Source organism: Agromyces salentinus, from assembly GCF_009749395.1.
GTDB lineage: Bacteria > Actinomycetota > Actinomycetes > Actinomycetales > Microbacteriaceae > Agromyces > Agromyces salentinus.
In genome coordinates this window covers 246,314-259,751 of sequence record NZ_WBIR01000001.1, presented here as the reverse complement: position 1 = coordinate 259,751, position 13,438 = coordinate 246,314, and the positions used below count along the sequence as shown (strand labels likewise).

The following is a 13,438-nucleotide window of genomic DNA, read 5'->3' as shown; positions in this document are numbered from 1 at the left end:
TCGGTAGCATCGCTGCATGATCGATCTCGAAGCGGTCCTCGCACTGCGGGCGGTGGCCACCAGCGGCAGCGTCGCCGCGGCGGCCGACGCGCTCGGCTTCACGCCCTCGGCGGTGTCGCAGCAGATCAAGCGCCTCGAGCGCGGCACCCGCGTCGCGCTGCTCGAACGCGTGGGTCGCGGTGTCGTGCTGACGGATGCCGGCCGCCAGCTGGTGACCTCCTCGGCGACGGTGCTCGCCGACCTCGAGCGCATCGAGGCCGACCTGCACCTCACCGGCGGCCCCGCCGCGACCGGCGACGGCGGCCCTGCACGTCAGGTCACCGGAGAGGTGCGCATCGGCGCGTTCTCGACCGCCGTGCGCGGCATCCTCGTCGACGTGCTGCCCGGCCTGCGCGCCCGGCATCCGGAGCTGCGCGTGCCCCTCCGCGAGAGTGAGCCGTGGGAGACCGTCGCGCTCGTCGCATCCGGTCAGCGCGACCTCGGCATCGTGCACCGCTGGGGCGGGCTCGCCCTCGCGATGCCCGAGCATGTCGTCGAGACACCTCTCTTCACGGATGTCGCGGACGTCGTCCTGCGTCGTGACCACGCCCTGGCCCGTCGGCCCGAACTGACGCCGCTCGATCTCGCCCAGGAGGAGTGGATCGCGACCTTCGACTCGACGATCTGCCGGCAGTGGCTGCGACGACTGTTCGACGGCGTCTCGAACGCGCCGCGCATCGTGCACGAGTCGATGGAGTTCGAGAACCACCTCGAGCTCGTGCGCGCGGGCCTCGGGGTCGCGCTCGTACCGCGGATGGGGCGGCCGCCGCTGCATCCCGACCTCATGGCGATCCCGACGGTGCGCCCGGCGTCGACCCGCGACATCTCGGCGGTGCATCGCCGCAGCCAGGCGGACTCGCCCGCACTGCAGGCGGTGCTCGACGCGGTGCGCGAGGCGACGTCCGGCCGTACATCCTGACGCGCGCCGCCTGACGCTCGTCCGGCTCACTCGGCTCGCGAAGCTCGCACCCTGGTCGGCGACCGGCCGGGTTCGCGATCGCGATATGCCAGTTCCCCCTCATCGGTTGAGGGGGAACTGGCATACGCCGATCCGAGCAACCGAATCCCGAGCCCGGGGCGAGGTGGTCGTGGCCGTGTGGAGATCACCGCCGCCGACCGGTCTCGCGCTGGACCCGGCCGCCGCCCGACATGACAATGGCCATATGCACGAGGAAGTGCTCGAGAGGAAGATCGCCAACGCGCTCATCGAAGACGTGAGCGTCAATATGACGATCCCGTCGATTCCGATGCTCTGCGCGGCGATGGGCGGATTGTGGGTGGGCGGCTGGGTGACCCTCACCACGGAGGCCGTGAGGTTCTCGCCGAACGGGCTCAACCGCGTCATGCAGTCGGGGGCGCTCGACGTCAGCGTCCCGCTTATGCAGATCACCGACGTGAGCGTGCTCTGGGGGTTCTTCACGAAGATCGTGGCGATCACGACGCCCGAGTCGGTGCTGAAGGTGCGCTGCTACGGCGCGGCGCGCTTCGCCGAGGCGATCCTCGCGGCTCGTGGCCGCGTCGCCTGATCGAGCGGGAACCATCCGACGGTCGCCTCGCGGCTGCCGAGGTCGTGGGGCACCCGATCGTCGAGCAGTGAGGCGCTGAGCAGCACTGCCCCTTCGGGCACATCGCATGCCTGAAGGGGCGGCGGACGAATGCAGCGGACCTCGCGTGGGTAGTGTCCGAACATGCGAGGTGCGGCACCACCGGCCCCTGGCAGGATTCAGAGCGGCCCCGGCATGCTGCGATCGCCGAGGGCGTCTTCGGCGCTGCCCACGGCGAAGGGTCGAGGCCGTGCGGCACCGGCGACCGCGCGCGCCACCATGCCGGCGGCGCCGAGGCTCTTCGCGAGCGGGGCATCCGGAGTCGGGCGCATGCCCGGCCTCGACCTGATGGCGCTCCAGCGCACGGCCGGAAACGCCGCCACCGCATCGCTGGTCGCGGCATCCGCGGTCGGGGCATCCGCTCAGGGAGCAATGGGCGGCGTCGCACCGCTCGTCATCGCTCGCCAAGCTGTCACCGTGCCACCAGAGCTCACGCTCAAGCCGACGACGCCGCCGAATCCGAACATGAGCATGGCGCCATGGGCGGTGACGGGTGGCGATGCCGCACCGAAGCCGGTGCCCGTGGGCGCCGACGGCCGGCCGCTTCCCACCCGGTATTCGTCACTGCTGCGTCCGGCGCTCAGCGACGCGGATGCCGACCGGCTCCGCCGCGCGACCGGCGGCAGCAGCCTCGTCGGCATGATCGAGCAGCGCGACGCCGCACGCCGGTCGCTCGCCGACATGGAGGCGCGGGGTCGTACGGCCGGCGGCGACCAGGGCGGCCTGTTCGAGGAGTACGCCGCGGCCCACAGCTACGAGGAGGACCTCACCCGACGCATCGGCGAGCGGCTCGCGCAACTCGGCGTCGCCGACGAGGAGGCGCTGCTGCGGCTGGTGAACGACGAGTTCCCGCGAATGTTCCTCCGGGAGGCACGGCTCGTGGCCGACGGCATGCTGACGGCCAATGAGCAGGAGGCGCGGGCGGAGCAGCAGCGGTACTCGCAGAACGTCTGCAGCCCCGACATCGAGGGGCTGCTCGAGGCCGACCGCACGCTCGCCCAGGTCGATCCCCACCCCACCGAGCTCTCGGTCCGGGTCGCGGAGGAGGCGCTGCGCCGGTTCGCGCCCGCAGCCGGCGTGCCGACGCCCGAAGAGTTCGCGGCGATGATCCCGGAGCACGAGCAGAGCGTGATGGTCGACATCGCGAACCTCGACAGGAATCGCAGCCTCGCACCGAAGCAGCGCGCGGTCTACGACGCGGCCCGGTTCGGCTTCGGGCGGGAGTACCCGATCCTGCTGAACTCCACCTATCGACCGGGCATGTTCTCGATGGCCTCCTACGACCAGCTCGGCGAGGTCGTGCGCGGACCGGTGGCCGACATCCTCGAGAACATCACGAGGGTGCGCGGCGCGATCGCCGACGACGAACTCAAGGTCTGGAACCTCCTCAACGTGCTGCAGATCACGTTGCAGCGACTGAACGTCGACGACCCGGTGCTCATCGCGGCCGTGCAGCGCCGCATCACGGAGATCGAGTCCGACGAGACGTTCCTCAGCTGGGTGAAGGTCGCGCTCGCGATCGTGACCTCCGTGGTCGCGGGCCTCGTCTTCACTCCCGCGGCGGGCATGGCCGTCGCCGCGGCGTGGGGCGTCGGCAACCTCGCGGGCAGCATCTCGGAGTACCGCACCGAGACGGCCGCCGAGAACGTCGCGCTCGAGGAATCCGAGGCCGACATCTCCCTGAAGGAGCCGACGCTCGCGTGGGTGATGATCGACGCACTGGCACTCGGCCTCGAGCTCGGTCCCCTCGCGCGAGCCGTTCGTCCGAGCGCTCGAGCGCTCGCGGCGCTCCGCAGTCCTGAGGCGCTCGCGGCCTTTCGGGCCCGCGCGGTCGCCGAGGTCGGCGAAGAGGCGGCGGGTGAGCTCAGCCGCAAGGCCGCGACCCGCTTCGGCGTCGCGACGGATGCCGCGGCATCCGCTGACAGCACGGCGGCGAATGCCGCAGGCGATGCCGCCTCGGCGGGGGAGCGCGCCCGGTTCCACAAGCCCTCGGTCACCGGCGATTCGGCGAAACGCGCCGGAACCGGCGGCACCGGGAAGTTCGGCGACTACTGGTACTCCACCCAGGGCACGGCCGCTGAGCAGAACCTCGCCAAGTTCCACGAGCAGGTCCACTCGATCCTGAGCCCGAAGCTGATGGCGTTGCGCAACTTCCGGGCGAACGTCGGCCTGACGCTCTACCAGAAGTCGTACCTCATGCGCGGGATCGAGGAGGCGCTGGCCGAGACGGTCGCGCAACTTCGCGTGAACGGGATCAAGGGCATTCCCACCGGCATCATGTTCCCGATCAAGAACGGCTACCTGAAGGTGTCGACCGTCGCCCAGGCCGCGCAGCTCGGTGCCGAGATCGTGGTCGGCACGGTGCTGGTCGCGGGGTACAGCTACACCGTGTACTGGATCGCGACGCGCGACACCGGGTCCGACGCCGGGTCGGACGCCGGCCGGTAACGGCCTCGCATGGCCGTCCCGCGTCACTCCGGGGCTGCCGCGCGATGCACTCGAAGCCCGTCGCGTCAAGCCGTCGCGTCGCCGCGAGGCGGCACGTAGGTTCGGCTGCAAGCTGCCCATCGACGTGCCAAGGAGGCGAGCCATGACGCATCACCGCATCGTGATCATCGGCGGAGGCAACGCGGGACTCTCGGTCGCCGGACGACTGCAACGGAAGGGCATCGACGACGTGGTGGTCATCGAACCACGTGGACAGCATCGTTTCCAGCCGTTGTTCTCGCATGTGGCCGGTGGCGTCGCCCGCGCGAGCATGGCCGTGCGACCGCAGGCCTCCGTGATGCCCGAGGGCGTCGGATGGCTCCAGGAGACCGTCATGGATCTCGAACCCGACGCCGACGCCGTCGTGCTCGCGTCGGGCGCGCGCGTCACGTACGACCAGCTGATCGTCTGCCCGGGCATGCAACTCGACTGGGACGCGGTGCCCGGCCTCACCGCCGCGCTCGGCACCCCGTCGGTCGCCTCGCACTACGAGTTCGATCTGGTGCCGAAGGCGTCTCGCCTCCTCCGCGACCTGCGCAGCGGAACCGTGGTCTTCACCCAGCCGCCGGGGCCGGCGAAATGCGCCGGTGCGTCGCAGAAGCCGATGTACCTCGCCTGCGACTACTGGCGTGCGACGGGCGTGCTGGGCGACATCCGCGTCGTGATGGTCGTGCCCGACCCGACCATCTTCGGGATCCCCGAGATCGATCGGGAGCTCGAGCGCAAGATCGCCGAGTACGGCATCGAGGTCCGGTACGGAATTGAGCTGCGCTCGGTCGACGGCGCGAACAACACGGTCGAGATCGGCCCCGTGAGTGGCGGCCCGGGCGCGGGCGCCGGCTTCAGCGCCGGCTCCGGCTCCGGCTCCGTCGAGCAGCTGCACTACGACGTGCTGAACGTCGTGCCGCCCCAATCGGCGCCCGATTGGCTGAAGTCGACGAGCCTCCCGGCCGCCGGGGATTCCGGAGGGTTCGTCGAGGTCGACCCAGAGACGCTGCGCCACGTGCGCTACGACAATGTCTGGGCGCTCGGTGATGCCGCGGCGACCCGCAATTCCAAGTCGGGCGGTGCGCTGCGCAAGCAGACCAAGGTCGTCGCCGAGAACGTGCTGACCCTGCTCGACGGCAGGGAGCCCGCGACCCGCTACGACGGCTACACCGTGTGCCCGTTCACGGTCTCGCGCTCGACGGTCGTCTTCGCCGAGTTCGACGACGCGTACCGGCTGAAGCCCACGATCCCGTTCTGGACGTCCCTGTCGCGGGAGCGTCGCCTCTCATGGCTCTTCGACCGGCACATCCTGCCCTGGGTGTACTGGCACATGATCCTCAAGGGGCGCGCCTGATCGCGATCCGGTCGGATGTCACACCCACGCGACATCCGGTGTCTTCATGTCGACGGATCATCCCGGAACCGAACCGGGGCCGTCGACCCACAGGAGGACATGATGACCACCACCCAGACCCGCATCCCGCCGACCGAGCTCACGGGTGTCTTCGGAGCCGTCGTGAAGGTCGCCGCGAAGCGCATGATCGGCCGGGTGCCCGACTCGATGGGCGTGCTCGCGCACCACCCCGCGCTGATGCGCGCCTCGATGGGCATGGGCCGCAAGATCGAGGCGCTCGACGAGCTCGACGAGAACCTCGCGAGCTACGCCGTGATGGCGACGGCCGCCTACATCGGGTGCAGCTGGTGCCTCGACTTCAACTACTACAAGACGCGCAACAAGGGCCTCGACGAGGAGAAGGCGCGGCAGGTGCCGGTCTGGCGCGAGGCATCCGTCTTCACGCCCCTCGAACGGCAGGTCATGGAGTATTCGGAGGCGATGAGCCAGACCCCGCCCGCCGTCACCGACGAACTCTCGGCCGCGCTGCTCGACGCGCTCGGCCCGGCCGCGCTCATCGAGCTCACCGCCAAGGTCGCGTTCATGAACATGAGCTCGCGCATGAACGTGGCGCTCGGCATCCACTCCGAGGGCTACGCGGATGCCTGCGAGATGCCGCCGCTCGCCACCCGGGCGGATGCCACGGCCGCCGTTCTAGGCTCGGCGTCATGACCGACGATCCATTCGTCACCCATCGGGGCCTGCTCTTCACCGTCGCGTACGAGATGCTCGGCTCCGCGGCCGACGCCGAGGACGTGCTGCAGGAGTCCTGGCTCCGGTGGGACCAGGTCGACCGCAGCGAGGTGCGCGACGAGCGCGCGTACCTGGTGCGCATCGTGACCAGGCAGGCGTTGAACCACCTGCGCACGATGTCGCGGCGGCGCGAGTCCTACGTGGGGGAGTGGCTGCCCGAGCCGCTGCTCACGACTCCGGATGTCGCGGACGACGTCGAGCTCGCCGAGAGCGTGTCGATCGCGATGCTGACCGTGCTCGAGACGCTCGGGCCGACCGAGCGCGCGGTCTTCGTGCTGCGAGAGGTGTTCGACGTGCCGTACGACGAGATCGCGGCGGCGGTCGACAAGTCTCCGGCCGCGGTGCGGCAGATCGCCCACCGGGCGAAGGAGCACGTCGCCGCCCGGCGCCCGCGCATCACGGTCGACCGGGCCGAGCAGGAGGCGGTCGTCGGGAGGTTCCTCGCGGCGGTCAACTCCGGCGACCTGCAGGGGCTGATGGACGTGCTCGCGCCCGACGTGGTCTCCGTCGCCGACGGTGGTGGCCTCGTGAAGGGCGCCGCGCTCCGGCCGATCCACGGCGCCGACAAGATCGCCCGCTACCTGCTCGGCGGTCTCGCGAAGCTCGGGCTGCCGTTCGAGGCGAGGCCGACCTGGGTGAACGGACATCCCGCGATCCGCGGCGAGGTCGACGGCGAACTCGCCGGTGCGATCTGCTTCGAGGTCGAGGGCGGGCGCATCACGCGCATCTTCTCGATCGCCAACCCGAACAAGCTCGGGCGGCTCGACGAGGCGGCGCAGCTGGTGCGGTAGGCGCCGCGCGGCGACAGGAGAGTCGCACCGCGGGACCGCGCCGACTGCTACCGTCGAGCCACCGCACGGGCGCCGGGCTCGGCGTCGAGAGGGAGCGCCGTGACGGACCACCGCGTCGAGTCGAGCGAGGCATCGGAGCAGCACGACGACCGCACCCCGCCGCCGAAGGGCGGAGGAGCCGCCGCGCTGTGGATCTCGCTCGGGGTCGTGGCGTCGCTGCTCGTGGGCTGCGTGATCTTCGTGAGCACCGCGGGACGCTACATCTTCCAGGGCTTGGACTCCTCGGCGTACCTCGCGGGCATGATCGCCGCGATGTGCTTCGCGGTGGGCGTGCCGATCGCGGTGATCGTCGGCTGGATCATCCGCCGACGCCAGCTCGCCAAGACGGGCCGAAGGCTTCGCCGGGCTCCGCTCGTGACCGCGCTGGTGTGCCTGGTAATCGGCTCGCCATCGATGTACTCCGTCGCGAATGTCGTCAAGATCGTCGAGCAGGATGCCGTCACCGCCTTCGAGGAGTCGCTCGATGTCACGGCCGTCGAAGCCGACGGCATCGCCCACCTCGAGTGGATGACGGAGCGGCTCCAGCTCATCCCACTCGGCGAACCGGAGGTCAGGCACGAGTCCTGCATCCGCACCGGCGGAGTACGGGGCGTGGCGCCCGTCGTCACCATCCAGGCGGAGGCAGGGGGCGTCCGGGCTGAGGATCTTCCACGGTTGGCCCTGTCGTTCTGGCGGGCCGAGGGCTACGACCCGATCACGGACTCCAAGGGGACCACGTACATCACGGGCGTGCCGCTCGAGGACTCGTACACGGAGATCATGGTCGCACCCCACGTGCCGACGCGCGGAACGCACGAGCTGACGTACCACGCGGTGTGCATGGCGGTCCCCGAGATCGTGCCCTGGTAGTGACGACCCTCACCGATGATGGTCGGCACGCTGTGCACTGCTCACACGCCGCCGCCGCCACTTCCGGGGCAGGAGTCTCGAGACCAGCTCGCCGGCGACGGCGAACGAGATGAGCACCAGCACGGAGCTGTTGACGACGAACAGCGCCGTCTGCCACGGCGCCCACTCCTCATGGGCAGGCCCAGTGGGAACGAACACGGCGGTGGCGACCATGAGCAGGATGAACGCGTCGAGGCCGATCAGGCACCACGCCAGCACCGGCCAACTGCCTTCCACGATGCGGCCATGCCGACGCGCGGAGAAGGTCGCGACGAAGATGGCCGCCGGCATCCACACCAGGAACACGGCTATCGTCACCAGCAGCCAGCCCGCCGACCACAGGGCCCCGATCGCGAAGAACGCCAGCACGTTGCCCCACGTCGACTGCGCAGGACCCGACGCGACGGCGCCGACGATGCTTGCGATGATCCAGCCGGCAGTCCCGAGGAGAGCCGAGAACCCGATATCACCGAACAGGCCGCGGAGCTGACCCCAGGTGGTGCTCGCCACCGCGATCGAGGTCGCATCGTCGCCGACAGGGAGGCGTACGGTGAAGAACCGGACGCTCGACATGGCACCGCCGATGAAGCCGATTCCCACCATCGCGGGAATGCCCTGGTCCACGTCGATGCGTGAGATCCCGGAGGCCATGAGCACCAACAGGACGATGCCCGCCCCGGCACTGAGCAGCACGCCCGCCCGCACCAGGCGATGCATCAGTCGACCGCTCGGGGCTTCTCCACTCATGCTGCCCAATCCAACCAGACCGACACCGCAGGTGCCTCGGCCGACGATCGCGTGGCCAGAGCCTGGACTCAGCCTCAGACCGACGCCCGCGTGTGCACCTTCGCGCCCTGCGCGTTGAACAGGCAGAGCACCTCGAGCACGTCGGGGCCGGGGTTGCCGAACCCGTGCGGCACGCGGGTGTCGAACTCGGCGGCCTCGCCCGCCTCGATGATGAGGTCGTCGTCGGCGAGGAGCAGCCGCATCCGCCCCGCGATCACGTAGATCCAGTCCCAGCCGGGGTGCACGAACTGCGTGATCGGCTTCTCGGGCGACGGCGGATGCACCTGCTTGAACGCCTCCCACGCGCCGGGTCCGCCCGAGAGCGGCACCGTCACGACGCCGTTCCTCAGCCGCGGCCGGGGGTGGATGCGCGGATCGCCGAGCGGCGGCGCCCCGACGAGGTCGTCGAGCGGCAGGCGGTACAGCCGCGCGAGCGGCATGAGCAGGTCGAGCTGTGCGCGCCGCGAACCCGATTCGAGCCGCGACAGCGTGCTCGTCGAGATGCCGCTGGCCTCGCTGACGGCCCGCAGGGTCATGCCCCGGGACTCGCGGATGGCACGCAGCCGATCGCCGATGCCGGCCAGTTCGTCGCGCTGCTCCATCCTGCTCCTCGTTGCTGAGGCTCCTGTTGCTGAGGTGGCAACAAGTATTGCCGCGTGGAGCGGCCAGCGCCAGCATGAGGCGCATGGTGGAGAGCGCAGAAGCGCGAGCGGATGCCGCAGCGCGAGCTGATGCCGCAGCGCCGATGGACGTCGTGATCGTCGGCGGCGGCCCGGCCGGCCTCAGCGCGGCTCTCTCTCTCGGTCGGGCACGTCGACGCGTGACCGTCATCGACTCGGGCGAACCCCGCAACCGGACGGCAGCGCACATGCACGGGGTACTCGGCCACGATGGGCTGTCGCCGCTCGTGCTGCTCGAGCGGGGGCGCGCGGAGGCCAATGGGTACGGCGTGCGGTTCCTCCAGGGTGAGGTCGCGTCTGCACGGGTCGAGGATGGCGTCATCGAGGTCGACACCGCGCACGGCACCCTCCGAACGCGCCGGCTCTTGGTCGCGTCCGGCCTCGAAGATGTACTGCCGGATATCCCCGGCTTCCGCGAGCAGTGGGGCCGAGGCGTCGTCGTCTGCCCCTACTGCGACGGGTGGGAGCACCGCAATAACGTCATCGGCGTCGTGGCGACCTCCGCACGCAGCGTCGAGCAGGCGCAGTTGCTCCGGCAGTGGTCGGATCGCGTCGTCTACTTCGAGAACGTCGTCGGCGAGGCATCCGCTGCCGACCTCGACCGGCTCGCGCGCCGTGGCATCCGCGTGGAATCCGGTGCGGTGACCTCTTTGCGCGTTGAAGGGGAACGGGTCACGGGCGTCGAGGTCGATGGGCGCGTGGTCGACGTGGAGGTGGTCTTCACCGGCCCGACGCTGCGCCCACGCGATGCCCTGTTGCGCTCGCTCGGCGCGACGACGACCGAGAGCGAACTCGGCTCGTGGGTCGACATCGACGACGACGGTCGCACCTCGGTGCCCGGGGTGTGGGCGGTCGGCAACGTCGTGAACGTGCGCGCCAACGTCTCCGTCTCGCTCGGCCTCGGCTCGCTCGTGGCCGGTGCGCTGAACGCCGACCTCGTGGCCGACGACATCGACGCGCTGGTTGACGCGTGAGACGGCAATGCATTGGCCGGACCGCGCTGAGAACGCCCGGCCCGCCGATCAGGCCGGGTCGATCCGCAGTACCGGCTCCGACTCGCCGACCGTCAGATCGTCGATCACGCGGATGCCGCGGGCGAGTTCGTCGACGTCCGCGATGACGGTGCCGAACCGCTCGCGATCGCTGCACACCGCGGTCACGCTCACCAGATGCGTGCCGAGAACCCACGTGTACGTCGCGAACGGCGGCCGGCCGCCGGGCGGGAGCGGCATGACGAGCTTCTCGCCGACGCCGAGGTAGGTGCCGCGGAACTCCTCGGTGTCGTCGTACTCGATCGGCATCGACGCCCGGGCAATGCGCATCTCCGGGGTCGCCGCCTGCACCTGCGCCAGCACGACGAGCAGGTCGGGCTCGGCCTTCCAGACCCAGGCGAGCACTCGGCCTGCGGCCTTGCGCATCAGGAACGGGACGGCTTGGCTCATGGCCCAGGCGCTGACGCCACCACCGGGCTTCGAGGGAGCTGCACCCGGTCCCTTGAGCTGTGAGAGCAGCATCGCGATCGCCGTCTTGCGGGCACGGCGGCCGCGGAACCCGAGCGAGTCGGTGACGGGCACCCACGTGGTGCGATCGGGTTCGGCGTGGAGTCGGGGCACCGTTCCAGCCTACGATCGAGCGCTGACCCGCAGGTGACGAGGTCGAGATCCCGTGACCGTGGAGCGCCGCTACACGTGTCCGACGCCGAAGTTCCACGGCGCGAACACCGTGTTCGACGCGCCCTGCCACTCCCAGGTGTTGACCGCGACCGAATAGGCGTTCTCGTACTCGTTGTACGGCTGCTGCTCACCGATCGGCTCGCCGGTTTCGACCCGCACCTGGTCGTATCCGTTGCCGTACCACGGCTCACCCAGTTCGATGGCGAGCGCATGCGCATCACCGCCGGGCTGGAATCCGTTCACCGTGCGTACGGCCACGCCATCGCCCACGGTCGGTGCTGTGAACAGCACGCTCAGGTTCATATCGATTTCGCCGTAGATCGGCCCGTTCTCCGTCGGAACCTTGGCGTCGAGGTCGTCGGTGACGCGCACGCCATCCCAGTCGTACTCGGTTCTCGGCGGGGTCTCCAAGCTGCCACCGTGCTCGCTGGGGGTGGGTTCTGCGCCGAGCACCGTCGAAAGGGTGTCGATGAACTCGGCACTTTCGGCGTCGTAGGAGAGCGTCGTCACGACGGCGCCCGCCGAGTCGACCAGATCGAGGTGCTCTGGGCGAACCACGATCGCCGCCACCGTGGTGAGCGGGTCGGCGGGCTCGGTCGACTCGATCGGCTCGGGTGTCGGCGTCGGCGTCGGAGCCGATGATGCGCTCACCTCAGCCGACGGCGTCGGCGCCGCCGCCGGAGCGGCGCCGATCGTGCACCCCGAAAGTGCGAGCGCAGCCGCAACGGACACGAGGATGGTGGAGCGGCGAGTAGCGACGTTCATGGGGCTCCACTTCGGGCGATGAGCGAAACTGATCGCCACACACTACTGCCGATCTGTGCTCCGGCAGTTCAGGGCTTCCACTGATGCGGCGCTCAGCCGCTGACCCGCAGGTCCTTCCGCCCGAACCCGCCCGGCTCGGCAGGCTCCCGCGGATCTGCTCGGCCGTGAGCCTGCGCCGCGATCAGCGATCGGGCGAACATCCGTGACGTACCCTCAGGGAAGGACGCCGGTTCGACGGACGGCGGTTCACCCGTGGTCTACACCTGCCATGACGGATGCCGGTGAGCGAGCTCGAGCCGACACCGGCAGCCGCACAACTGGAGCTCACATGAACACGCCGACATCCGCTCTCCTCACACTCGGGGTGTTGGTCACCTCGCGCAAGACCGACGAGCGGCGACTGCCGATCCATCCCTCGCACCTCGAGCGGATCCCCGCTGACCTACGGGCGAACATGATCCTCGAGCACGGCTACGGCGAGCGTTTCGGATTCTCGGACGAACAGCTCGCTCCGCTGGTGGGCGCGATGGCCAGCCGCGAGGCCATCATCGCCGAGGCCGACGTCATCGCCCTGCCGAAGCCGCTCGCATCCGACCTCGCCGAATTCCGAGACGGACAGGTGCTGTGGGGCTGGCCGCACTGCGTCCAGGACCGGGACATGACCCAATATGCCATCGACAAGGGCCTCACGCTCATCGCGTGGGAAGCCATGAACCACTGGAAGGCCGACGGCGGGTTCGGGCTGCACGTGTTCCACAAGAACAACGAGATCGCGGGGTACTGCTGCGTGCTGCACGCCCTGCAACTGTGCGGCTCGACGGGGGACTACGGGCGGCGGCTCAACGCGGTGGTCATCGGCTTCGGCGCGACCGCGCGCGGCGCCGTCACCGTGTTGAACGCGCACGGCATCCACGACGTGCGCGTACTGACCAACCGCGACACGGCTGCCGTCGGCTCCCCGATCCCGTCCGTCGACATCATCCAGTTCGAACACGACCCGGAGGCGCCGTTCGCGAGCACCGTGAACACGGAGGACGGCCCCGTCGCACTCGCCCCGTTCCTCGCCGCGCACGACATCGTCGTCAACTGCACCCTGCAGGATCCGAACGCACCGCTCACCTACCTGCGCACCGAGGACCTCGGGGCCTTCCGCCCCGGCAGCCTCATCGTCGACGTCTCGATCGACGAGGGCATGGGATTCGAGTGGGCGCGGCCCACCTCGTTCGCCGACCCGATGTTCATGGTCGGTGATTCGACCAACTACTACGCGGTCGACCACAGCCCGTCGTTCCTGTGGAACTCGGCCACGTGGGAGATCAGCGAAGCCCTGATGCCGTTCCTCCGCACCGTGATGGAGGGCCCTGGGGCGTGGGCCGAATCGGACACCATCAGCCGTGCGATCGAGATCGAGGGCGGTCGCGTCCGCAACGAGGCGATCCTGCAGTTCCAGGGGCGCTCGGCCGAGTACCCGTATCCCGCGCTCGTGTGAGCGTCACCGGGTGATGGCGGCACCCACTTGGTTGGCGTTGGC

Annotated in this window: 14 protein-coding genes; 9 read left to right on the top strand and 5 right to left on the bottom strand. The window is 69.8% G+C overall.

Annotation, left to right across the window (positions count from 1 at the left end):
• Positions 1-16: 16 nt before the first annotated feature.
• Both GQQ95_RS01225 and GQQ95_RS01220 read left to right on the top strand, forming a co-directional pair.
• Entirely contained in the window at positions 17-958 is a 942-nt protein-coding gene (locus GQQ95_RS01225) for a LysR family transcriptional regulator (protein WP_157425805.1), read from the top strand.
• Between the two features lie 244 nt (positions 959-1,202).
• The gene (locus tag GQQ95_RS01220; RefSeq protein ID WP_157425804.1) at positions 1,203-1,565 is read left to right on the top strand and encodes a hypothetical protein; all 363 of its coding nucleotides are present in this window, start codon (positions 1,203-1,205) and stop codon (positions 1,563-1,565) included.
• 197 nt (positions 1,566-1,762) lie between these two features.
• Here the strand turns inward: GQQ95_RS01220 and GQQ95_RS01215 are convergent, their stop codons facing one another.
• The gene (locus tag GQQ95_RS01215) at positions 1,763-1,915 is read right to left on the bottom strand and encodes a hypothetical protein (protein ID WP_157425803.1); all 153 of its coding nucleotides are present in this window, start codon (positions 1,913-1,915) and stop codon (positions 1,763-1,765) included.
• Here GQQ95_RS01215 and GQQ95_RS01210 point away from each other — a divergent pair.
• The 5 genes from GQQ95_RS01210 (at position 1,914) to GQQ95_RS01190 (ending at position 7,964) form a co-directional block, all read left to right on the top strand.
• Positions 1,914-4,091, top strand: coding sequence for a hypothetical protein (locus GQQ95_RS01210; protein WP_157425802.1), 2,178 nt, complete (start codon positions 1,914-1,916; stop codon positions 4,089-4,091). The two genes, GQQ95_RS01215 and GQQ95_RS01210, sit on opposite strands and share 2 nt — an antisense overlap.
• A 142-nt stretch (positions 4,092-4,233) precedes the next feature.
• Positions 4,234-5,472, top strand: a complete 1,239-nt coding sequence (locus tag GQQ95_RS01205) for an NAD(P)/FAD-dependent oxidoreductase (protein ID WP_157425801.1) — start codon at positions 4,234-4,236, stop codon at positions 5,470-5,472.
• Positions 5,473-5,574: 102 nt separating this feature from the next.
• Positions 5,575-6,183: a carboxymuconolactone decarboxylase family protein gene (locus GQQ95_RS01200; RefSeq protein WP_157425800.1), complete on the top strand. Its 609-nt coding sequence runs from the start codon at positions 5,575-5,577 to the stop codon at positions 6,181-6,183.
• Complete coding sequence (locus tag GQQ95_RS01195; protein WP_157425799.1) at positions 6,180-7,055, top strand: RNA polymerase sigma-70 factor; 876 nt, start codon at positions 6,180-6,182, stop codon at positions 7,053-7,055. Before GQQ95_RS01200 ends, GQQ95_RS01195 begins: the two co-directional genes overlap by 4 nt.
• 99 nt (positions 7,056-7,154) lie before the next feature.
• The gene (locus GQQ95_RS01190; protein WP_157425798.1) at positions 7,155-7,964 is read left to right on the top strand and encodes a hypothetical protein; all 810 of its coding nucleotides are present in this window, start codon (positions 7,155-7,157) and stop codon (positions 7,962-7,964) included.
• A gap of 9 nt (positions 7,965-7,973) precedes the next feature.
• Here GQQ95_RS01190 and GQQ95_RS01185 read toward each other — a convergent pair whose 3' ends face one another.
• Both GQQ95_RS01185 and GQQ95_RS01180 read right to left on the bottom strand, forming a co-directional pair.
• Complete coding sequence (locus GQQ95_RS01185; protein WP_157425797.1) at positions 7,974-8,720, bottom strand: hypothetical protein; 747 nt, start codon at positions 8,718-8,720, stop codon at positions 7,974-7,976.
• 104 nt (positions 8,721-8,824) lie between these two features.
• A complete protein-coding gene (locus GQQ95_RS01180; RefSeq protein WP_157425796.1) occupies positions 8,825-9,391 on the bottom strand; it encodes a helix-turn-helix domain-containing protein in 567 nt (188 codons plus the stop codon).
• Positions 9,392-9,474: 83 nt separating this feature from the next.
• On the opposite strand from GQQ95_RS01180, the gene GQQ95_RS01175 reads away from it, so the two are divergent.
• The gene (locus GQQ95_RS01175; RefSeq protein WP_246205129.1) at positions 9,475-10,443 is read left to right on the top strand and encodes an NAD(P)/FAD-dependent oxidoreductase; all 969 of its coding nucleotides are present in this window, start codon (positions 9,475-9,477) and stop codon (positions 10,441-10,443) included.
• 48 nt (positions 10,444-10,491) lie between these two features.
• On the opposite strand, the gene GQQ95_RS01170 is transcribed toward GQQ95_RS01175, so the two are convergent.
• A complete protein-coding gene (locus tag GQQ95_RS01170; RefSeq protein WP_157425795.1) occupies positions 10,492-11,082 on the bottom strand; it encodes a hypothetical protein in 591 nt (196 codons plus the stop codon).
• A 69-nt stretch (positions 11,083-11,151) separates the two neighbouring features.
• The gene (locus tag GQQ95_RS01165; protein WP_157425794.1) at positions 11,152-11,712 is read right to left on the bottom strand and encodes a hypothetical protein; all 561 of its coding nucleotides are present in this window, start codon (positions 11,710-11,712) and stop codon (positions 11,152-11,154) included.
• Between the two features lie 523 nt (positions 11,713-12,235).
• Between GQQ95_RS01165 and GQQ95_RS01160 the strand changes: the two genes are divergently transcribed.
• Positions 12,236-13,396, top strand: a complete 1,161-nt coding sequence (locus tag GQQ95_RS01160) for a N(5)-(carboxyethyl)ornithine synthase (protein ID WP_157425793.1) — start codon at positions 12,236-12,238, stop codon at positions 13,394-13,396.
• The last annotated feature ends 42 nt before the right edge of the window (positions 13,397-13,438 follow it).